Here is an 18,606-nt window from a genome sequence, read left to right on the forward strand (position 1 = left end):
CCACCCCCACCGCGGCGGTCGCCGCGATACCGGGTTCCCGATCATAGAAGACCGTTGTCGCTATCGGGCCATATGAACTTGCGGCGTTCCTATTTCGTAGGAAATACGCCGTTCGAGCCGTTCGGAGGTCTTTTTCGGCGTTTCGACGTGTTTCACCCACCGGGGCTCGAGCCGGCGGCCCAACAGTATCGGTATCCGAATCACGGGGGGTACTCGGGGACGAGGTCGGGCCCAAGAGTATCGGTAGAACGCTCAGCCCCCTGGGGGCCCTCGTACTACCTGTATGACACCGACCCAGTCACACGCGTCACGGGCATCGTCCGGTGGTCCGCGATGAGCGCCGACGAGCCGCTGCCGTCCGTCCCGGAGGCGTCGGGACGGGCGGCCGCCGACGAGATGGTCGACGTCGAGGCCACGGATCCGCGGGCGGAACTCGAGAAGACGTCGTATCGGACCGACCTCGGTCTCGAGATGGCCGAGGACGCGCGCCGCGTCAGCCGCGGCGAACTCTCGAGCGAGGCCTACTGGGAGCAGTACGACGCCGACGCCGCGGCGGAGTTCGGCGACGACTACCGCGAGACGCCGAACCCCGCGGTCGACTCGGCCACGGGGACGATCGCCGAATCGGCCGCGGACTCGCTCAGCTGTGCGGTCGGCTCGATGGCGAGCGTCGCCGAGGGGCTCGCGGAGGGGGAGACGGCCGACGAGAACGGGGACGGCGACGACCCGACGTGGGGCATGGTCATCGACCTCCAGAAGTGTATCGGCTGCGAGTCCTGTACGGTCGCGTGCAAGGCCGAGAACCGGACGCCGCCGGGCGTCTCGTACAACGTCGTCCTGGAACGCGAGGAGGGGGAGTATCCGAACGTCACGCGGACGAACGTCCCCCGGCCGTGTATGCAGTGTGAAAAGCCCCCCTGCGTGCAGGTGTGTCCGGTCAGCGCGACGTACAAGATGGACAACGGGGTCGTCAACATCGACTACGACCGCTGTATCGGCTGTCGGTACTGCATGGTCGCCTGTCCCTACGACGCCCGCTACTTCGACTTCGGGGAGAACTACGACGGCGAGTTCGAAGAGGGAGGCGAGGTGACCAGCCCCGAGTACGGGATGGACCGCGGCCCGCGCGAGGACGGCGAGTCGCCGATCGGCAACGTCCGGAAGTGTAACTTCTGTCATCACCGCCTCGAGCGCGGTGAGGAACCGGCCTGCGTCGAAACCTGCGTCGGCGACGCCCGGTACATGGGCGACCTCGAGGACGCGGACAGCGACGTGAGCGAACTGGCATCGTCCTCTCGCTCGTTCCAGCTCAAGGAGAAGGAGGGGACCGATCCCAACGTCTACTACCTCAAGTGAGCCACCATGGCAACGAACACACGGACTGCGGCGGCGAAAGTCGACAGGAACCGCCTCCGGATCGCCTGGTACGCGCTGCTTGCAGTGTTACTCGCCGTCGGTGCCTACGGCGGCTATCTGCGCGTTACCGAGGGGCTCCGCGCGACGAACCTCTCGAGTGCGGTGCCGTGGGGTGCGTGGGTCGCCTTCTACATCTACTTCGTCGGACTGTCGGCGGGGGCGTTCCTCGTGAGTACGCTCTCGAACGTCTTCGACGTCGAGGGGATGCACGAGATCGAGCGCGAGGCGCTGTTCGTCGCGATCGTCTCGATGATCGTCGCACTGACGTTCGTCCTGGTCGACCTCGGGCGGATGGACCGGCTCTGGCACCCCTTCGCGTGGCGCCAGCCCCTGTCGGTTCTCTCGTGGGAGGTCCACGCGTACGTCCTCTACATCGGCGTGTTGATGGGTGAACTGTACTTCTCGATGCGTCGGGACCTCGTCGCGACGAGCGAGTCGGACGACGGCCTGCGGGGACGGGTCGCCGGCCTCCTCACGCTCGGGCGGACCGACACGGACGCGGAAACGCTCGCGGCCGATCGGACGTGGCTCAAGCGACTCGGCGTGGTCGGCATTCCGCTGGCGATCGTCTTCGTCCACGGCGGAACCGGGAACCTGTTCGCGGTCGCGGCCGCGCGCAGCTACTGGTTCAGCCCGCTGTTCCCGGTGATTTTCATCACGTCCGCGGTGGTCAGCGGAATGGCCCTGATCGCCCTGTTGTACGTCCTCCGGGCGCGGCTTGGCAGTCGCACGCTCGACGTGGCGCTGTTAGAGCGGATGGCGGCGCTGTTCGTCGGTTTCGTCGTCCTCGACGCGTCGCTGAAGGTACTCGAGGCGTTCGTCGGGCTGTACAGTCTCCACCCCGGCCACGTCGAGTCGTGGCTGACGATCATGACCGGCGAGATGTGGTGGTCGTTCTGGCTGGTGATGGTTGGCCTCGGCTGGATCGCCTCGCTCGTCCTCTTGCACCGGCGGGCGTGGCGACGGCGGCCGGCGTTCGTCGCCGCTGCGGGCGCGAGCGTCGTCCTCGGCGTGATCGGCACGCGATTCAACATCGTGGTGCCCGCACAGATCGAGCCGGCGCTGTACGGCCTGCCGACGGGCTACTACGTGCCGTCGATACCGGAGTGGATCCTCTCGATCGGTATCGTCGCCTTCGGCCTGCTCGTCTACACGATCGGGACGGAACTGCTGCCGCTCGTGCCGCGAGGTGAGACCCATGACTGATTCGAACACGACCGAGACGGAGATCGAACGATCGGACGAACCGGACGCCGAAGGGGTCGACCGCCGCGAGTTCGTCAAGGCGGTCGGCGGTATGGGAGCGCTCTCGCTCTCCGGCGGCATCGCAAACACCGTCCTCGACGTCGACGGCTGGTTCCGAGACGACGACCACGGCGTCGGCACCGACTACGGCGACTACGAGGCGTCGGACGTCATCTACACGACCTGCGGGCAGTGCAACACGTTCTGCCCGATCAAGGTCCGGCTGGCCGACGAGAGCGGGACCGGCGAGTACAGTTCGCTCGTGCGCAAACTCGCGGGCAACCCGTACTCGTTTCTCAACACCCAGCCCAACGCCCAGGTCCCCTACGAAAGCGACCCCGAGGCCGTCGCGACCGGCGACCTCGAGGGGACGGGCGAGGTCGACGTGAGCAAGTGGTCGCTGTCGGGCGGGCGCATCTGTCTGAAAGGACAGGCCGGCATCCAGACGGCCTTCGACACCTACCGGCTGCGAAAGCCGATGAAACGCGTGGGCCCGCGGGGCAGCGACGAGTGGCGGACCATCTCCTGGGAGCAGGCTATCGAAGAGATCGTCGAGGGCGACGACGAACTCGATCACGACGGCCTTCGTGATATGTGGGCGTACGCGCCCGAAGACGAGGTGATGAGCGACTGGGAGGCCGTTCAGGCGGGCGAGTTGCGCCGCGAAGCGTTCGACGAGCGCTACGAGGACGTCCTGATCGACACCGACCATCCGGACCTGGGCCCGAAGGCCAATCAGATCGTCGACGTGGGGGGCTTCCGGCGCAACTTCATCCGGAACCGGCTCTGGCATCAGGGGCTCGGCTCGGTCAACAGCATCCACCACGCCGGCGTCTGTGGAATCTCGAGCGTCGTGGGGAACAACCGCTCTCACGACGGTCAGAAGAAACGCCAGTATCCCGACGTCGAGAACTGCGAGTACCTGCTGGTCTGGGGGACCAACCCGATGGTCGCGAACAAGGGGCCGACGTGGCTCGCCCCGAAGCTCACGAACGCGATCGAGGACGGCATGCGGATGGACGTCGTCGATCCGCGCCTCTCGAAGACCGCCGAGAAGGCAGACGAGTGGATCCCGGTCAAACCCGGTGCGGACGCGGCGCTCGCGCTCGGGATGGCGCGCTGGATCATCGAACGCGACCGGTACGACGAGACGTACCTCAGGAACCCGGGCGAGGACGCCGCGGCCGACGACGACGAACCGACCTGGAGCGACGCGACCCACCTGGTCCTCGTCGACGAGGACGAGCGTCCCAAAGCCCGTGCGAGCGATCTGGGACTCGAGGCGGACGACGAGGGCGCGTTCGTCGTCGTCGACGCCGCGACCGGCGAGCCGGCGCCCGCGAGCGAGGTCGACGAGGGCGTTCTGGACGTCGATATCACGGTCGGCGGGCAGTCGGTCAAGAGCGTCTGGACGCTGTACCGCGAACGCGTCTTCGAGTACGACCTCGCGGAGTACGCCGAGATGGCCGGCGTCGACGTCGATCGGATCGACGGGCTCGCCGACGAGTTCACGAGCCACGACAAGCGCGCGGCGATCATGGCCTACCGCGGCCCGGCCAAGCACACGAACGGCTTCTACGCCACGCGTGCGATCTCGACGCTCCAGCACCTGATCGGCAACTTCGACTGGAAGGGCGGACAGATCACCCCCTACGCGGGCTACCAGACGATGAGCGGCCGGTACGAACTGGGGCAGGTCCCCGACGGCCACGAGCCGTGGGGGATCCCGCTACTTCGGGGCGGCGTCAACTACGAGGAGACGTCGCTGTTCGAGCGTGACGACGGCTACCCCGCGAAGCGGCCGTGGTTCCCCGTCGCCCCGCCGATGGCGACCCAGGAACTCTACGCCAGCGCCGACGACGAGTACCCCTACGGGGTCGAGGCGCTGTTCATCCGGCCGTACTCGAACAACCACGTCATGTCCGCGGCCGGCGGGGACACGATCCCGGACGTCCTGAAAGACGAGGACGCCATCGGGCTGATCGTCGCCTCGGACACCGTCCTCGGAGAGACCAGCCGGTACGCCGACTACGTCCTGCCCGAGCCGACCTACCTCGAGCGCTGGGAGAACTTCGGCACTTATCCGAACAAGCGTCTGGCCGACGAGAAGATCAGCCAGCCGACGATCAGCGTCGTCCCCGACGCGCGGCCGTTCGAGGAGGTGCTGATCGACATCTGGAAGGAGATGGACCTCCCCGGCGTCGGCGAGGACGCCATCCCGGATGCAGACGGCGATCTGTGGCCGCTCGACGCCGCCGAGGACTTCTACGTCAAGCTCGCGGCGAACGTCGCCTACGACCGCGAGCCCGTTCCCGACGCCGACGACGCGGAACTCGAGGTGTTCGAGGCGGCCCACGAGAAGGGACTCGGCGAACGGTTCGACCTCGCGGACTGGCGGGGCGCGGTGACCGACGAGGAGTGGCGCAAGGTCGTGACCGTCCTGAACCGCGGCGGTCGGTTCGAGGAGCCGATCGACGGCTACGCGGAGACCTTCGCCGAGCGCGGCCACGACTACGACTACGCAGGCCACCACCCTGACACGAACGCCTACGACGGCGACCACCTGCGGTACAAGCTCGGCGGGCGGGTGAACTTCTACGACGAGGTGGCTCCGACGGGGAAACACGCCCACGACGGCGAGCGGTTCGATCCGCTCCCCCGCGTCGAGGACGTCGTCCACTACGACGGCACGGTTCAGGTCCCGGTGACGAGCGACGACGATCCCGATCGGCCGCTCCAGTTGACCAACTGGAAGCCGCGGACACAGGGGATGCACCGCACGACCGGCTCGGCGTGGCTGCGCGAGGCCGAGCCGGAAAACCCCGTGTGGATCAACCCCGAAGATGCGGCCGATCGCGGGATCGAGAACGGCGATCGCATCCGCCTCGACGCCGGCCGTCGCACCGTCGAAGGAACCGCCCGCGTCACGGGTGGCATCCGTCCCGGCGTCGTCGGTGCCGCCTGGGGCTTCGGCCGCGACGGCGGGGGCGCAACCGACACGACGATCGACGGCGACCGGCGGGCGGGCGCGACCGAGCGCTACGGCCACACCGATCACGCCTTCGACACGCCGGGCGAGGACACGGGCGGCTACGCGAAGGGCCGCGACGCCGGCTTCGCGATCAACCACGTCCAGCCCCTCGACGACGCGCTCGGCGACGTCGGCCTGAGCGATCCCGTCGGCGGTAGCAACGCACAGTTCGCCGCGTACGTCGAGATCGAACGGGTGAGCGACCGATGACGACCGATACCGAGCGCGCCACGGCCACGACGGCGGCCGTCGCCGACGCGCGCGCCGACCTGTACGACCTGCTCGCGGCCGCGCTCGACGGCGAAACCGACGTCCTCGCGACGGCGATCCGGGACGGCTCGCTCGCCGACGTGACGGCGACGCTCCCGGTCGAGATCGACGTGTGCGCCCTCGAGTCCGACTCCGTCGACGAGACGGCGCTGTCGATCGCCTACGACAATCTGTTCGTCGTTCCGGGGCCGCGATACGTCCCGCCGGTCGCCTCCGCACACCGCGACCGGCCGTCCGAGTCCTTCGAGTCGGACTCGCCGTTCCACGAGGAGGGACAGGCGGGCGAGTTGCTCGGCGACCCCGCCGCGACGATGGCGTCGCTGTACGAGCGCGCCGGCGTTCGCCCCGAGCGGGGCGAGTTTCCCGATCACGTCGCCGCACAACTCGGGTTCCTCGCCGCGGTGACCCGCGCGGCGGCCGGGCGCGGCGACCGACGCGACGCGGACGCCCTCGAGCGCGCCCGGTCGTTCCAGCGCGAGGCGCTGACGCGACTCGGCTGGCTCGACGCGTTCCACGAGGGCGTCGCCGCCGTCGACGGCAGTGACGGCGTGTTTACGGCGGTCGTCGCGCTCGCGCGGACCGTCGCGGCGTGGCACGCTCGCGACCTCGAGGTGGCGTAGCGTCGGCGTCGCGGCCACTCATCGGAAGTCGCGTTTCGCACCGTCCGTGGCCATGGGGTGTCGGGACCGGCTCCGAGCCGCGTCGACGAACCGGTAGCGGCAACGCGGAACGTCGGAATCCGGAAGTGATTTTCGTGATGGGCACAATACCGCACACGATGACGTTGCCCATCGACCCGAGCCAGATCGATCCGGACGACATCGGTGCGACACAGACGACCCTCGAGATGGACCACGAGGCGGCCATCGAACACGTCCGCGAGGTGTTCACCGACGCCGGCTTCGGGGTTCCCGTCGAGTTCTCCCCGTCGGAGCTGCTCAACGAGAAGGTCGACGCCGACCGCGATCCCTACTACGTCCTCGGGGCGTGTAACCCGGCGGTGGCCGACCGAGCGCTCGAGGCGACCGACGGGAAGATGGGCGGACTCTTCCCGTGTAACGTCGTCGTCCGGGAGGAAGCGCCCGGCCGCCAGCTGGTCTATCACGTCTCGATCATGCGGATCGCACGGCTCGTCGGGATGGCGCCGGACGACGACGAAATGGCCGATATCATCGCGGATACCGGCGAAATCGTCGACGACGCCTTCGAGGCCCTGTAACCATGGGTCACCACACGTTCGACGCCGAGCGAGCGGACAAGTTAGAGGAAGCCGAGCAGCGATACCGGTTCGTGTCGGCCGAGGAACTGCTGTGGGCGCTCTCGCTTTCGCCGGACGACACCGTCGCCGACCTCGGTAGCGGGACCGGCTTCTTCACCGACGACGTCGCTTCGCACGCCGGGGCGGTCTACGCGGTCGACCTGCAGGAGGCGATGCACGAGTACTACCGCGAGAAAGGCGTTCCGGAGAACGTCGATCTCGTGACCAGCGACGTGAGCGACCTCCCGTTCGACGACGGCGACGTCGACGCCGCGTTCTCGACGATGACCTACCACGAGTTCGCGAGCGACGAGGCGATCGCCGAGATCCGGCGGTCCCTCGCTCCGAACGGGCGACTCGTGATCGTCGACTGGGCGGCGACCGGCATCGGCGAGGCCGGTCCGCCGGTCGAGGAACGGTACAGTGCCGACGAGGCGGCGGACGCGCTCCGCGCGGCCGGGTTCGAGATCGAACACGCGGCCGTCCGTCCGGAGACCTTCCTGCTGATCGCGACGCTCGAGTGAGCCGGCTGCTCACTCGAGCGGGTCGTGACTGGGAGGCACCCGTTTCAGTCCGTCACCTCGGGTGGCCCGTCGACTCCCGTCGCTCGAAGCCAGTCCTTGATCAGTTCGTTGACGTTGTGGAAGACGATCCCGACCGACAGGAGCGTCGTCGTCAGATAGACGACGAACCCGGGCGGGCCGCCGACCGTCGCGCCGAGGAGGCCGCCGGTGATCCCGACGACCGTCAGCTCGAGCCACGTTAGCAGGACTCGAGAGCCGAGTCGGGGCGGTCGTCCGGTCGTTGCCCGGTCGCCGGTGCGGCCGTCGTCGCGAGTAGCGGGTCGACCATCATCGCCGTCGGCTGCCATCAGTACGACTCACCCGCTTCGATCGGCCCGCTGAACGCGGTGTAGAGGACCGCGAAGTAGACGAACACGAGCGGCAACAGGACGGCCGCGCCGATGGACATGAGATTGAGCTGCAGCGTCGAGACGATGGCCGCCTCGACCGTCAGTCCGGTCGCTCGATCGATGGACGGGTACATCAGCCCGGCGACGATGCCGACCAGCGCGAAGACCAGCCCCGCGGCCGCACCGAACGCCACGTAGTAGCGGTCCGCCCGCGTCGCCGCCGCGTACGCGCCGGCGAGCGCGAGCGTCGCGAGGACGAGCGCCAGCACCGGTGCCGAGAGCAGGGCCGACCGCAACGCCGGTTCGGCCGCGTACACGGAGCCCAGCGCCGCTACGACGAGGACGAGGTACGCGCCGAGCGCGCGGTAGCCGTCCGTCCGGAGATCGTCGCGCAAGTCGCCTCGCGTCTTCAGTCGGAGGAAGGCCACGCCGTCGACGACGGTGAGCGCGACGACGGCGAGGCCGACGACCAGCGCCGGGAGAGTGACGATCGACGTCGCGCCGGTCACCCAGTTCGCGATGAATATGCCCAAGAAGAAGGGAGCGGTGAGGCTGCCGACGACGAACGCCCGACCCCACCAGCGCTGCCAGCCGTCGTCGTGGCGCTGTTCGTACATCTCGGGCGCGAGTCCCCGAACGATGAGCGCGCCAAGGATGGCGAACATCAACAGGTAGTGGCGGCTGAAGAGGTTGGCGTAGACCGACGGAAAGGCCGCGAACAGCGCGCCGCCGAAGACGACGAGCCACACCTCGTTGCCGTCCCAGAACGGCCCGATGGCCGCCAGCAACCGTTCGCGTTCGTCGTCGTCCTCGCGCGTCGCGAACAGCGCGCCGACCCCGAAGTCGAAGCCGTCCAGAAAGAGGAACATCGCGAGGATGAAAAACACCAGTCCGAACCAGAGGTCGGCAAGCGGGAGACCGAACAGCGGCTCGGTCGCGAGCGCGGCCGGGTCAGTCATCGACGCTCACCTCCGACGCGGGCCGCTCCGGCGTGTCCCGCGTCGCGAGGTCGTCCCCGTCGGGCGGGCCGGCCCGAACGATGCGGACGACGACGTAGGTGTAGAGGGCCAGGAGTCCGAGGTAGACGACCGCGAACCCCACGAGCGTCGCCGTCGCTTCGCCGGCGGTCAGTCCCGGCGAGACGCCGTCGGTCGTCCGCAACACGTCCTGAATGACCCACGGCTGGCGGCCGACCTCCGTGACGATCCAGCCAAGTTCGACCGCGATAATGCCAAGCGGCGTCGAGAGCATCAGGGCCTTGTGGAGGAGATCGTCCTCGAGGAGTTCGCCGCTCCACCAGCGGTAGCCGCCCCAGACGGCCAGCAGGACGAACCAGAACCCGAGACCGACCATCATCCGGAACGACCAGAAGACGATCGCCACGGGCGGCTGTTTCCCATCGAACTCCTCGAGCCCCTTGATCGTCGCCTGCGGATCGCCGCCGCTTGCGAGCCACGACGCGCCGCCGGGGATGCCGATGCCGAAGATTTCCTTGGCCCGCGGATCCAGCAACTGGTCGAGGCTGGTCGGGAACGCGACGATGTACTCGGGGACGTAGGAGTCGGTCTCCCAGACGGCCTCCATCGCGGCGAACTTTTGGGGCTGAGTCTCGACGATGTGTCGCGCGTACAGATCGCCGTGTAGCACCTGCAACGGCGCGGTAACGAGCAACGCGACGAGACCGAACTTCAGCGTCGCCTCCCAGAACGCGACGTTCTCGACCGGGTACTCCCAGACGTGGTGTCTGAAGACGAAATACGCGCCGACGCCGGCCATAAACAGCGCGACGGACTCGACGGCGGCGTTTTGCATGTGGACGAACATCCAGGGGAACCGGGGGTTGGCGTAGGCCGCGACCGGATCGACCAGTTCGACGATCGTGTGGCCGTTCGCCGTCGTCAACTCGTAGCCGCGGGGGGTCTGCATCCAGGAGTTGGCGATCAGGATCCAGACCGCCGAGAGCCACGTCCCCAGTCCGACCGCGACCGCCGACACCATATACAGCGCGTTCCCGACCCGCTCGCGCCCGAAGACGAAGACGCCGAGAAACGTCGCCTCGAGCATGAACGCCATCATTCCCTCGAGCGCGAGGGGGCCGCCGAAGAGTTCGCCGGCGGTCGTCGAAAACGCCGCGAAGTTGGTTCCGAACTCGAACTCGAGGACGATACCGGTCACGGTGCCGACGACGAAGCTGACGGCGAAGATCCGCGTCCAGAACCGGCGTAACTGCTCGTAGATCGGCTCGCCGGTACGGATGTCCTTCCACGTGAAGTAGACGAGGAAGGGGGCGAGCCCCATGCTCATCACCGGGAAGATGATGTGAACGATCGTGGTGAGCGCGAACTGCAGCCGGCTGCCGAGGACTGGGTCGATCATGGCTGTTGGGGTCGGAACCTGTTGTCGGTCGTCCGTCCGTTCTCGTGAACCGCGAGCGGCTTCGATTGGATCTCGGTCCTACCGAGAAGTAGGGTTTGGGGTACGAACGTCGAAACAGTGCCTGACGCGGTCGTTTCCCGACGTAACGCCGACGGCACGGACGATCACCGAGCCCGTCGGACGGACGCCGGATCCGACGTCGGTCGGTGCTACGCGTCCCTGACCCGTTCGATCGCGTCGTCGAACCGTTCCGGCGGCTGGGCACCGGTGAGCGATCCCGCGGCCTCGGACTCCGGATCGAAGACGACGAACGAGGGCGTGGCAGAGATACCGAACTCGGTCGCCTGTTCCGCATCTGCTTCGACCTCTGCTTCGAACTCCGACCGTCGGTCCTCGAGACACGACTCGAGGGCGTCCGCGTCGACGGCGTCGACGGAACGGGTGTACTCGAGGAGGTTGTCCGTCGACGCCCACCCCGAGTTCTTCTCGCCCTGTTCGTCGAACACCGCCGTGTGCCAGTCCCAGTACGCGCCGGGATCGTCGTCGCGGACCCGCTCCCAGACGCACTTGCCGGCGACCGCGGCGGTCATCGAGTCCGCACCGAAATAGGGCACCGAGACGAAGACGATGCGAACGTCGCCCGGTTCGACGTACTCCCGAACGAGATCGGGGAGGGTCTCCCGCTCGAACCGCTCGCAGAACGGGCACTGGAAGTCGGTCCAGTAGTAGATCTCGAGCGGTGCTGCCCGCGAGCCCATGATCGGCTTTCCGCCGAGATCGACGCCGAACGCGGACGTCTCGTCGCTCGAGTGAAACGACGGGGAGAGGTGCTGTGCGGTGTCGTCGGATCGCGTGAGATAGTAGGCGCCACCGGCGCCGAGTGTCACGACGGAGCCGGCGAGAACGGCGCGACGGGATGGCTGATCGATCGACATCGGATTCTCGTGACCGTTTCTGATCCGGGATGGTAACGGAACCGCCGATTTGCTGGGTCAGCAAATCGGAGTTGGTGATTTCAGGTCGTCCCCCGTCGATTCGATCGGATGACTACACGCGCCGCGGGCCGGGAGTACCTGACGAACCTCGTCGCAGCGGTTTCGTACCCGTTCGAGACGTGGCGGAGGACGATCGGCGTCGTCGCCGTCACGGCCGCCACCTACGTTCTCCTGATCCTGAGTACGATGCCCGAGTTCTCGCTTCAGATGCTCGGCGACGGCCTCCACTGGTTCGAGTACGTCGTCGTCTCGCTCACGGAGACGGTGTACCGCACCGACGGCTGGACCGGACTCGGAACCATCGTCCTCTATGCACTCCTGTCGGGGATCGCCGTCGTCAACGCCGTCACGCAACTGCGACGCGTCGGCGTCTCGAGTCTCGCCGACCTCTCCGGAATCGTTCCCGGACTCCTCGCCTCCGGATGTGCGAGCTGTGGTGCCGGTCTCCTCGGCTTTCTCGGGTTCGCGGGGGGCCTCGCGGCACTCCCGTACGACGGCGCGGTGCTTCGCGTCGGCGGGCTCCTGTTGTTGCTGTTCTTCCTCGGACGGACGGGCCATCCCGAACGGTGTGCCATCGCGACCGAGGGGTCGAAATGACGGGTAGAGAATTCCTCCGGCCGATCCTCTCGGATCGACGGGCGATGGTGTACGGAGCGGCCGCTGGAATCGGCGTGTTCCTGCTGTTCGGTCTCGTCACCGGCTTGCTCCCGAACCCGCTCTACGTTCGGATGGTCCCGCGGACGCCCGTCGACTACCTGTTCCTGACGTCGACCGCACTGCTCGCCGGCGCGTACACCGCACAGCGGCTGGCGACCGAGAGAGTCGAACCCGGACTCGAGGGCGACGACACGAGCGGCGAAGATCGCCTGGCGCTTGGCGGGCTCGTCGGCGGGTTTCTGGCAGTCAGCTGTCCGATCTGTAACGTCGTTTTGCTCGCATTGTTCGGTTCCTCCGCGGCCATGACGTACGTCGATCCGCTACGACCGGTTTTCGGGGCCCTCTCGGTGGTACTGCTGGTCGGGCTGATCTACGTCCGCCACAGCCGGACGTGTCCGACCTGTGCCGTCTGATCGGTTTCGGGAACCGCGTTCGAGCCGTCCGCGGTCCTCGTGGACTAACTCGTCACGGAGCGTCCGACCCGTCGCTCGAAGACAATGGGAACCCGCCTCGGAGTCACGGCTCGAAACACTCGGCCTGCCTCGCCCGACGAGTCGCTATCGGCGGCATCTCACCGACGCCGGTCGAGGGGGCGATACAAGACGATTGTGGTGATTTGCCGGGTCAGCGAATCGTGGCCTATTTGCCGCTGAACGAGAGGGTCTCTCGTGTGCAACCCGGAGGTTCCTCGGACTCGGCGGCGATCTTCCAGCTCCTCGCGGACGAGTACGCACGGAAGATACTCCTCGCCGCCGATCGGGACGGCCCGAAGACCGCGAAGACGCTCAGCGAGGAGTGTGACGCCTCGCTGACGACGGTTTACCGCCGTGTGGCGACACTGCAGGAATACGACCTCATCGAGGAATGCAGCACCGTCGACTCGGACGGCTCTCACCGAAGCGAGTTCGAAACCACGCTCGAGGAACTCCACGTCGACGTCACCGACGGCCAACTCTCGCTGACGATGGAGACGCGCGACGAACTCGCCGACAACTTCACGGACCTCTGGCGCGGGATCCGGGGTGAGGATTGATGGACGCGTCGTTTCTCCTCGCCAAACTGATCACGCTCGTTTTGAGTCTCGTCGTCGCGTATCTGGCGTTTCACGGGTATCGTCGGAGCGGACGGACGCCGATGCTGTATGTCTCCGGCGGATTCGTCTTCATCGGTGCCGGGGCGATCTGTGAGGGACTTATCTATCACTCGTTCGGGACGACGATCGCGTCCGCCGCCCTCGTGCAGGCGGTCATCGTCTCGAGCGGGATGATACTCGTTCTCGTCTCACTGACGAAGTGACGTTGCCCCGAATCTAGAAGAACAGCGCCGGCACGGTGTTCCGGAAGATGTTGAGCGAGATGACAAACAGGAGTCCGACGACGAACCAGTTGAACGTTCGTTCGTCGAACTCGAAGCGACGGAGGTACGTGCCCAGCAACAACCCGACGATGGTGACCACTGCGATCACCGAACCGAGCCAGAGCCGGTAGGTCGTCAGGAGATCGGTGAACAACGCCATCTGGACGAGACGGATCGTAAAGATCGTCCCGAGTACCATCGACAGTCCGCCGATGTATCGCTCGGTGTCGCGTTCGAAGGTGTGGAAGTACGCCGGGAGAAGCGGCCCGAGATTCGCGAACGCGAGCAGGAAGCCCTGGGAGAACCCGGCGGCGCCGAGGGCGAACGGGTGGTGGGCTTCTTCGATCGTGACGAAGTTCTGTACGACCTGAAAGGCCACGTAACCGAAGAGGACGAGGCCGATGACGAACGCGACGATCGGGCCGACGCTGAACGTCGCAAGCGCCGCAACGCCGACGATGGTCCCCACGATCGCGAGTCCCAGTAGCGTCCACTCCTCGCGAACGAACGCCCGTCCCGTCCCGGTTTCGGCGATCTGGAACATGTTGAGCATCCACGGCGGGATCGCCAGGACGACGACGGCGACGGTCGGATCGATCACCGACGCGACGATCGGCGTCATGATGAGCGAGTAGCCGAACCCGGTCATGCCCTTGACGGCGCCGGCGACGATCGCGATCAGGACGATCCCGGCGAGCAACCCGCCCGAGAGGTCGGGCTGGACGCCGTCTCCGACGTTCTCGAATCCGGGGAAGAAGACGATCGCGGCGACGAGAACGGCCACCGTCGCACCGACCATCGTCACTTCCCGGTATCGGAACTCGAGGAGGTTGGTGAGAAACTGTTCGACGTCGACTCTGGATTCGGAGGCACTCATGCTAGTTCGAAGTAGGTGGAGACGGCGCGGGACCGTCGTTTGTAGGCAATCATCGGGCCCGACGTATTCGACTGTGCGATACGGCGAGATTCGTCATCGCTCGAGTCACCGGTAGTCGACGACCGTCTCGAACCGGGCCTTCTCGAGGACATTCACGAGGGGTTCCCGGAAATCCTCGCGTCATAGATGGCGGAGATATTCACTGCCTCCTCCGCCGACGGCGGCGCGTCACCGTCGACCGCCTTCCATCAGTGGCTCGCTCTATAGTAGCCGCTGAAAGTCATTGCACACCTGATCGCACGACAGCGTTGCGATCAGTGTGTAAATCGTTTCAGCGGCTACTATAGCAAGAGGATTCAGTATTGTACGATTGCCGCAAAACACTGAAATACGTTCGGATCCTAACGTCAGTGATGACCGACTCAACGTCCCCGGAGCCAACCGGCGACGACCCCACGACCCGAAGCCCCGTCCAGTTGACCGACGGGACCGACTACGACGAACTGCTCGCGACACACGACCTCGTCTTGCTCGAGTTCGTCACGTCCGGCTGTGGTATCTGCGCGTCCATGGAACCGGTACTCGGTGCGGTCGCGCGCAGCGCGCCGGGAGTCGTCGCGACCGTCAACGCCGGTCACGTCCCGGATCTCACCGCCGAATTCGGCGTCCAGAGCGTCCCGACGCTCGTCGTCCTGCGTAACGGCGAAGAAGTCGCTCGCTTCGACGACGGCTTCCAGCAGGCCGACACGCTCGTCGACGCGCTCGAGACGCACGCAGCGCAGTAACGCGGCCGCATTCGGCCGGTCGCTTCGCTTTTCCGTCGCCGTCTTCGGTCCCGACTCGAGCGGTCGCGGAGACGGCCGACTCGTCGCGAGACGGCAGATTTCGCAAAGTCGGGCGGGCGGCGAGGTCGGGGCAACGGTCGGCTCCCCACGGATCGACGCCGGGATCGTCGAGTGTCGTGCTCCCGACCGGAAAGCTCCCCGTCCCCTTGTTTTTTCACGAGGGGCGTCCTCTGCCGGCGGCCGGACTGGAGACGGGGTCGAATCGAGCGTCCGATTGCTGCTTCGGGGAATCGAGGAGAAAGCCTCGCCCTTCAGGGCGGGGAGGATGTCAACGCTACGGCCGCGGGCTTTCGCGGTGCTACTGCTGTGAGATATAAGTAAACAGCCTCGGGCGCGGTGGCCCGAGGCTTTTATTAGAATATCGACCGGGAGACGGTTAGCTCTGGGCAGGGATCTCGGTGTCGGCCTCTGCGCGTTCGTACTTGTCCTCGAACTCCTGGATGAGTTGCCCCATCTTCGCGTACCAGTCGTTTAGCTTTCGCTGCATGTCGTTTGCGATCTGAGCCGGATCCGTCGGGTAGTAGACGTGATAGTAGCCGCCCTGATCGTAGTTGATCTGCTCTTTTTGGATGAACCCGCTCTTGAGCAAGCGCTGGATCGATCGGTACGCGGTCGAACGCTCGCGGTCGACCCGGTCGGCGACCTCGTCGATCGTCAGCGCTCGCTCGCTCTCGACGAGGACGCGAAAGCAGTCCTTGTCGAGTTGCTTGAGCCCGTGGATACACTCCAGCAACCCCTCACACACCATGTCCTGCTGTAGTTGCTCTGCCATCGAGTTAGCCATGTTACTATCCGGTGATAGGGACCGCATCGCTATAAGGGTTGTGTGAGTATCGTACAATCTCGATGAACTGTGACTGAGACGCGCGAGCGGCGGAATGCGTCCTTAGTCCGCTGACGGTACGGACGCGTGGGCCTGTGCGCGCATCTCCGTAACAGTGCTGTAGATCACGGCCCCGCTGACCATGAACGCCGAGAGCAGGATCAGGGCGAAGCCGACCGTGTTGAAGATCTCGACGGCGAAGTAGTCGCCGGCCTGCTGGAACGCCACGGCGATCGATCCACCCAGGAGCATCAGTCCGAAGTAGACCTTGATGTCGTCTTCGTTGACGATGCTGGTCGCGGCCGAACCGATCCTGGCGCCCAGCGCGCTCCCGGCGAGCAGCGGCGCGACGATCGAGAGGTCGACGCCGCCTTCCATCCCGTAGAGGAACGAACCGATCCCGCCCGAGAACACGATCTCGAAGAGGTCGGTCCCGACCGCGACGGGAACGGGCACCCCGATGAGGTAGAACATCGCGGGCATCCGGATGAAGCCGCCGCCGACACCCAGGAAGCCCGACAGCAGCCCCGTCGCGAACGCGACGCCCAGGACCATCCACAGCGAGACCTGGATACCGCCCGCGATCGTCATCATCGGCGGGACGCGGTAGGACTGGATCTTCTTCGCGATGTCGGGGATCGCGTCCGGATCGATCTCGTCGTCGGCTGCGTCGTGGTGTCCGCCACCGGAACTATCACTGCCGTCGTTTTTGAGCGCGTTACGCGTGACGAACACGCCAATTGCGCCAAGCAGGACGACGTACGTGACACCGATGACACCACTGGCGAGGCCGAGATCCTCGAGGTAGAACACTCCGATTCGCCCGACCTCGATACCGGCCGAGGTTCCGACGATCATCAATCCGCCGAGTTTGTAGTCGACCTGGCCTAGGTCGTGGTGCTTGAGCGTCGCGATGACCGCCGTCCCGAAGACGAAAGCCATCCCGCTCCCGACGGCGACTCTGGCGGGATACCCCATCACGAGCAACGCGGGCGTGACGAGGAACGAGCCGCCCATTCCGAAGAAGCCGAACAGCACGCCGACCATGAAGCCGAAGCTCACGAACAGTGCGAGCGTCGTCAGTGCGATTCCAAATGGTTCCATTATGCGTGTTTGATCCGCTCAACGACCGGCGTTGCGACTCGCTCGAGGGCGCCGTACCCGACGTAGAGGACGATCGCCTCGAGGAGGACGGCACCGACGAGGGCGCCTGCCTGTACTGCTGACGAAGACGTGGCGAGATCGATCATCGGGACCGACCACCGCCGTTCGGTTGTGTACTTCTCATGGGTTTCTGCTCAGTACTGTCTACCCGGAGGACGACTATAACGCTTTTGGGAATTGCGCACAATATTACTGCGATCTATCTCACGGCTATCCTACGAAGATATGCGAATAACTTACGAGAATATGCGGATCGGGCGAAGACCCGTCTGCACGTTCGCGCGCGGTCAAAACGATCATGACGGGCGGTTCCACTGGTCACGCCCTCGGCGTCTGCTCGGTTGACACTTGCGGGGTTCGAGTCACTGTCCACCCGTCCGCGACCGCGTGGCCGACGCTGGTATTGATAGCCGGTAACAATATAGTGTCGTCGGCCCTACGAGTAGTATGAAAGCAATCTGTGCGACCGACCTCTCCGCTGCCAGCGAGGCGACGATCGAGAGCGAGACCTGCCTCGAGTGTCTCGGCCGAATCGGCGTCGAGGAGATCCACCTCGTGACCGTGATTCCGTCGAACGTCCACGCGGGCATGCCCGGGATGAACTTCGAGAAACGCCGCGAACAGGCGCTCGAGCGCTACCGCCGCGTCATCGAAAACTCGGACTTCAACGTCGAAACGCACGTCGTCCGCGGGACGCCGTACCGACGAATCAACGGCATCGCCGAGGCCGTCGGTGCCAGTCTCACGGTCGTCGGCTCGCGCGGGAAGAGTCCGCTCGAGAACCGCGTCATCGGTTCGACCGCGCGCAACCTCGCGCGCACGACGGTCGTCCCGCTGCTGGTCAACCGGATCGAACGCGAGGCGGACGAACCGGACGTCGTCCGCGAACACCTGTTCCGGCGGTTGCTGTACGCGACGGACTTCTCCGAGAACGCCGAGCAGGCCTTCGAGGCGTTCTCGTACCTCCACCACGCGACGCGGGAGGCAACGCTGGTCCACGTCGAAACGCCGAAGGACCCGGGAATTCCGGAGGACGACGATCCCGAAGCGCGACTGACGGAGCTAGCGACGCGACTCGAGGACTGGGGGATCGAGACGCGGACCGTAGTCCGACGGGGCGATCCCGCCGACGAGATCCTCGCCGCGGAGGCCGAGTACGAGCCGACCACGACCCTCGTCGGCTCGCGCGGGCACAGCCGACTCCGCCGACTGTTGCTCGGGAGCGTCTCCGAAGACATCGTCGCACGGGCGAACGGGAACGTCATGTTGATCCCGCCGAACCGATCTGCCTGACCGACGATCCGATACGGGGCCGACAGCGACGACTCACGCCCGGCGAACGCGGACGGCCCGAACTCGCTGCGAGAGGCGAGGTGACCG

20 protein-coding genes are annotated in these 18,606 nt (G+C 66.0%); 12 read left to right on the forward strand and 8 right to left on the reverse strand.

All coding sequences use genetic code 11. The features are described 5' to 3' along the window. Positions 1 to 333: 333 nt before the first annotated feature. The 6 genes from A6E15_RS06170 (at position 334) to A6E15_RS06195 (ending at position 7,744) form a co-directional block, all read left to right on the forward strand. The gene (locus tag A6E15_RS06170) at positions 334 to 1,356 is read left to right on the forward strand and encodes a 4Fe-4S dicluster domain-containing protein (protein ID WP_076144761.1); all 1,023 of its coding nucleotides are present in this window, start codon (positions 334 to 336) and stop codon (positions 1,354 to 1,356) included. 6 nt (positions 1,357 to 1,362) lie between these two features. Continuing rightward, the gene (gene nrfD / locus A6E15_RS06175) at positions 1,363 to 2,622 is read left to right on the forward strand and encodes an NrfD/PsrC family molybdoenzyme membrane anchor subunit (protein ID WP_076144763.1); all 1,260 of its coding nucleotides are present in this window, start codon (positions 1,363 to 1,365) and stop codon (positions 2,620 to 2,622) included. Beyond that, positions 2,615 to 5,902: a molybdopterin-dependent oxidoreductase gene (locus A6E15_RS06180; protein WP_076144765.1), complete on the forward strand. Its 3,288-nt coding sequence runs from the start codon at positions 2,615 to 2,617 to the stop codon at positions 5,900 to 5,902. The genes nrfD and A6E15_RS06180 overlap by 8 nt, the downstream gene beginning before the upstream one ends. Beyond that, on the forward strand, positions 5,899 to 6,582 hold the full coding sequence (locus tag A6E15_RS06185) for a TorD/DmsD family molecular chaperone (RefSeq protein WP_076144767.1): 684 nt from the start codon (positions 5,899 to 5,901) through the stop codon (positions 6,580 to 6,582). Before A6E15_RS06180 ends, A6E15_RS06185 begins: the two co-directional genes overlap by 4 nt. 158 nt (positions 6,583 to 6,740) lie before the next feature. Then, positions 6,741 to 7,181, forward strand: coding sequence for a DUF302 domain-containing protein (locus tag A6E15_RS06190; protein WP_076144769.1), 441 nt, complete (start codon positions 6,741 to 6,743; stop codon positions 7,179 to 7,181). Between the two features lie 2 nt (positions 7,182 to 7,183). Then, positions 7,184 to 7,744: a class I SAM-dependent methyltransferase gene (locus A6E15_RS06195; protein WP_076144771.1), complete on the forward strand. Its 561-nt coding sequence runs from the start codon at positions 7,184 to 7,186 to the stop codon at positions 7,742 to 7,744. Between the two features lie 44 nt (positions 7,745 to 7,788). Here A6E15_RS06195 and A6E15_RS06200 read toward each other — a convergent pair whose 3' ends face one another. From A6E15_RS06200 to A6E15_RS06215, 4 genes are all read right to left on the reverse strand, one after another. Next, complete coding sequence (locus A6E15_RS06200; RefSeq protein WP_076144773.1) at positions 7,789 to 8,091, reverse strand: hypothetical protein; 303 nt, start codon at positions 8,089 to 8,091, stop codon at positions 7,789 to 7,791. Next, the gene (gene cydB, locus A6E15_RS06205) at positions 8,091 to 9,092 is read right to left on the reverse strand and encodes a cytochrome d ubiquinol oxidase subunit II (protein WP_076144775.1); all 1,002 of its coding nucleotides are present in this window, start codon (positions 9,090 to 9,092) and stop codon (positions 8,091 to 8,093) included. The genes A6E15_RS06200 and cydB overlap by 1 nt, the downstream gene beginning before the upstream one ends. After that, positions 9,085 to 10,509: a cytochrome ubiquinol oxidase subunit I gene (locus A6E15_RS06210; protein WP_076144777.1), complete on the reverse strand. Its 1,425-nt coding sequence runs from the start codon at positions 10,507 to 10,509 to the stop codon at positions 9,085 to 9,087. The genes cydB and A6E15_RS06210 overlap by 8 nt, the downstream gene beginning before the upstream one ends. A gap of 209 nt (positions 10,510 to 10,718) precedes the next feature. Beyond that, positions 10,719 to 11,444: a DsbA family protein gene (locus A6E15_RS06215; RefSeq protein WP_076144779.1), complete on the reverse strand. Its 726-nt coding sequence runs from the start codon at positions 11,442 to 11,444 to the stop codon at positions 10,719 to 10,721. Between the two features lie 108 nt (positions 11,445 to 11,552). On the opposite strand from A6E15_RS06215, the gene A6E15_RS06220 reads away from it, so the two are divergent. From A6E15_RS06220 to A6E15_RS06235, 4 genes are all read left to right on the forward strand, one after another. Then, a complete protein-coding gene (locus tag A6E15_RS06220; RefSeq protein ID WP_076144781.1) occupies positions 11,553 to 12,101 on the forward strand; it encodes a hypothetical protein in 549 nt (182 codons plus the stop codon). Then, positions 12,098 to 12,574 carry a hypothetical protein gene (locus A6E15_RS06225; RefSeq protein WP_076144783.1) on the forward strand — a complete coding sequence of 159 codons (477 nt, stop codon included), beginning with the start codon at positions 12,098 to 12,100 and terminating at the stop codon, positions 12,572 to 12,574. The genes A6E15_RS06220 and A6E15_RS06225 overlap by 4 nt, the downstream gene beginning before the upstream one ends. A gap of 257 nt (positions 12,575 to 12,831) precedes the next feature. Beyond that, positions 12,832 to 13,194 (forward strand): helix-turn-helix domain-containing protein, encoded by a 363-nt coding sequence (locus A6E15_RS06230; protein WP_076144784.1) that lies wholly within the window; start codon positions 12,832 to 12,834, stop codon positions 13,192 to 13,194. Further along, positions 13,194 to 13,457 (forward strand): DUF7521 family protein, encoded by a 264-nt coding sequence (locus tag A6E15_RS06235; RefSeq protein ID WP_076144786.1) that lies wholly within the window; start codon positions 13,194 to 13,196, stop codon positions 13,455 to 13,457. Before A6E15_RS06230 ends, A6E15_RS06235 begins: the two co-directional genes overlap by 1 nt. 13 nt (positions 13,458 to 13,470) lie before the next feature. Here the strand turns inward: A6E15_RS06235 and A6E15_RS06240 are convergent, their stop codons facing one another. Continuing rightward, complete coding sequence (locus A6E15_RS06240) at positions 13,471 to 14,394, reverse strand: sulfite exporter TauE/SafE family protein (RefSeq protein WP_076144788.1); 924 nt, start codon at positions 14,392 to 14,394, stop codon at positions 13,471 to 13,473. Positions 14,395 to 14,807: 413 nt separating this feature from the next. On the opposite strand from A6E15_RS06240, the gene A6E15_RS06245 reads away from it, so the two are divergent. After that, positions 14,808 to 15,179, forward strand: a complete 372-nt coding sequence (locus A6E15_RS06245; protein ID WP_076144790.1) for a thioredoxin family protein — start codon at positions 14,808 to 14,810, stop codon at positions 15,177 to 15,179. A gap of 436 nt (positions 15,180 to 15,615) precedes the next feature. Here A6E15_RS06245 and A6E15_RS06250 read toward each other — a convergent pair whose 3' ends face one another. From A6E15_RS06250 to A6E15_RS20820, 3 genes are all read right to left on the reverse strand, one after another. Then, positions 15,616 to 16,023, reverse strand: a complete 408-nt coding sequence (locus A6E15_RS06250) for a helix-turn-helix domain-containing protein (RefSeq protein ID WP_076144792.1) — start codon at positions 16,021 to 16,023, stop codon at positions 15,616 to 15,618. Between the two features lie 102 nt (positions 16,024 to 16,125). Continuing rightward, positions 16,126 to 17,166 (reverse strand): sulfite exporter TauE/SafE family protein, encoded by a 1,041-nt coding sequence (locus A6E15_RS06255; protein ID WP_076144794.1) that lies wholly within the window; start codon positions 17,164 to 17,166, stop codon positions 16,126 to 16,128. Beyond that, positions 17,166 to 17,312: a DUF7512 family protein gene (locus A6E15_RS20820; RefSeq protein WP_175607214.1), complete on the reverse strand. Its 147-nt coding sequence runs from the start codon at positions 17,310 to 17,312 to the stop codon at positions 17,166 to 17,168. Before A6E15_RS20820 ends, A6E15_RS06255 begins: the two co-directional genes overlap by 1 nt. A 361-nt stretch (positions 17,313 to 17,673) precedes the next feature. On the opposite strand from A6E15_RS20820, the gene A6E15_RS06260 reads away from it, so the two are divergent. Continuing rightward, entirely contained in the window at positions 17,674 to 18,519 is an 846-nt protein-coding gene (locus tag A6E15_RS06260) for a universal stress protein (protein ID WP_076144796.1), read from the forward strand. The last annotated feature ends 87 nt before the right edge of the window (positions 18,520 to 18,606 follow it).

This window comes from Natrinema saccharevitans, assembly GCF_001953745.1.
GTDB lineage: Archaea > Halobacteriota > Halobacteria > Halobacteriales > Natrialbaceae > Natrinema > Natrinema saccharevitans.

What these genes read in the sequence shown, in the direction of transcription:
- A6E15_RS06170 (WP_076144761.1), top strand. Translation starts at nt 334, where the DNA reads ATGAGCGCCGACGAGCCGCTGCCGTCCGTCCCGGAGGCGTCGGGACGG.
- nrfD (WP_076144763.1), top strand. Translation starts at nt 1,363, where the DNA reads ATGGCAACGAACACACGGACTGCGGCGGCGAAAGTCGACAGGAACCGC.
- A6E15_RS06180 (WP_076144765.1), top strand. Translation starts at nt 2,615, where the DNA reads ATGACTGATTCGAACACGACCGAGACGGAGATCGAACGATCGGACGAA.
- A6E15_RS06185 (WP_076144767.1), top strand. Translation starts at nt 5,899, where the DNA reads ATGACGACCGATACCGAGCGCGCCACGGCCACGACGGCGGCCGTCGCC.
- A6E15_RS06190 (WP_076144769.1), top strand. Translation starts at nt 6,741, where the DNA reads ATGACGTTGCCCATCGACCCGAGCCAGATCGATCCGGACGACATCGGT.
- A6E15_RS06195 (WP_076144771.1), top strand. Translation starts at nt 7,184, where the DNA reads ATGGGTCACCACACGTTCGACGCCGAGCGAGCGGACAAGTTAGAGGAA.
- A6E15_RS06200 (WP_076144773.1), bottom strand. Translation starts at nt 8,091, where the DNA reads ATGGCAGCCGACGGCGATGATGGTCGACCCGCTACTCGCGACGACGGC.
- cydB (WP_076144775.1), bottom strand. Translation starts at nt 9,092, where the DNA reads ATGACTGACCCGGCCGCGCTCGCGACCGAGCCGCTGTTCGGTCTCCCG.
- A6E15_RS06210 (WP_076144777.1), bottom strand. Translation starts at nt 10,509, where the DNA reads ATGATCGACCCAGTCCTCGGCAGCCGGCTGCAGTTCGCGCTCACCACG.
- A6E15_RS06215 (WP_076144779.1), bottom strand. Translation starts at nt 11,444, where the DNA reads ATGTCGATCGATCAGCCATCCCGTCGCGCCGTTCTCGCCGGCTCCGTC.
- A6E15_RS06220 (WP_076144781.1), top strand. Translation starts at nt 11,553, where the DNA reads ATGACTACACGCGCCGCGGGCCGGGAGTACCTGACGAACCTCGTCGCA.
- A6E15_RS06225 (WP_076144783.1), top strand. Translation starts at nt 12,098, where the DNA reads ATGACGGGTAGAGAATTCCTCCGGCCGATCCTCTCGGATCGACGGGCG.
- A6E15_RS06235 (WP_076144786.1), top strand. Translation starts at nt 13,194, where the DNA reads ATGGACGCGTCGTTTCTCCTCGCCAAACTGATCACGCTCGTTTTGAGT.
- A6E15_RS06240 (WP_076144788.1), bottom strand. Translation starts at nt 14,394, where the DNA reads ATGAGTGCCTCCGAATCCAGAGTCGACGTCGAACAGTTTCTCACCAAC.
- A6E15_RS06245 (WP_076144790.1), top strand. Translation starts at nt 14,808, where the DNA reads ATGACCGACTCAACGTCCCCGGAGCCAACCGGCGACGACCCCACGACC.
- A6E15_RS06250 (WP_076144792.1), bottom strand. Translation starts at nt 16,023, where the DNA reads ATGGCTAACTCGATGGCAGAGCAACTACAGCAGGACATGGTGTGTGAG.
- A6E15_RS06255 (WP_076144794.1), bottom strand. Translation starts at nt 17,166, where the DNA reads ATGGAACCATTTGGAATCGCACTGACGACGCTCGCACTGTTCGTGAGC.
- A6E15_RS20820 (WP_175607214.1), bottom strand. Translation starts at nt 17,312, where the DNA reads ATGATCGATCTCGCCACGTCTTCGTCAGCAGTACAGGCAGGCGCCCTC.
- A6E15_RS06260 (WP_076144796.1), top strand. Translation starts at nt 17,674, where the DNA reads ATGAAAGCAATCTGTGCGACCGACCTCTCCGCTGCCAGCGAGGCGACG.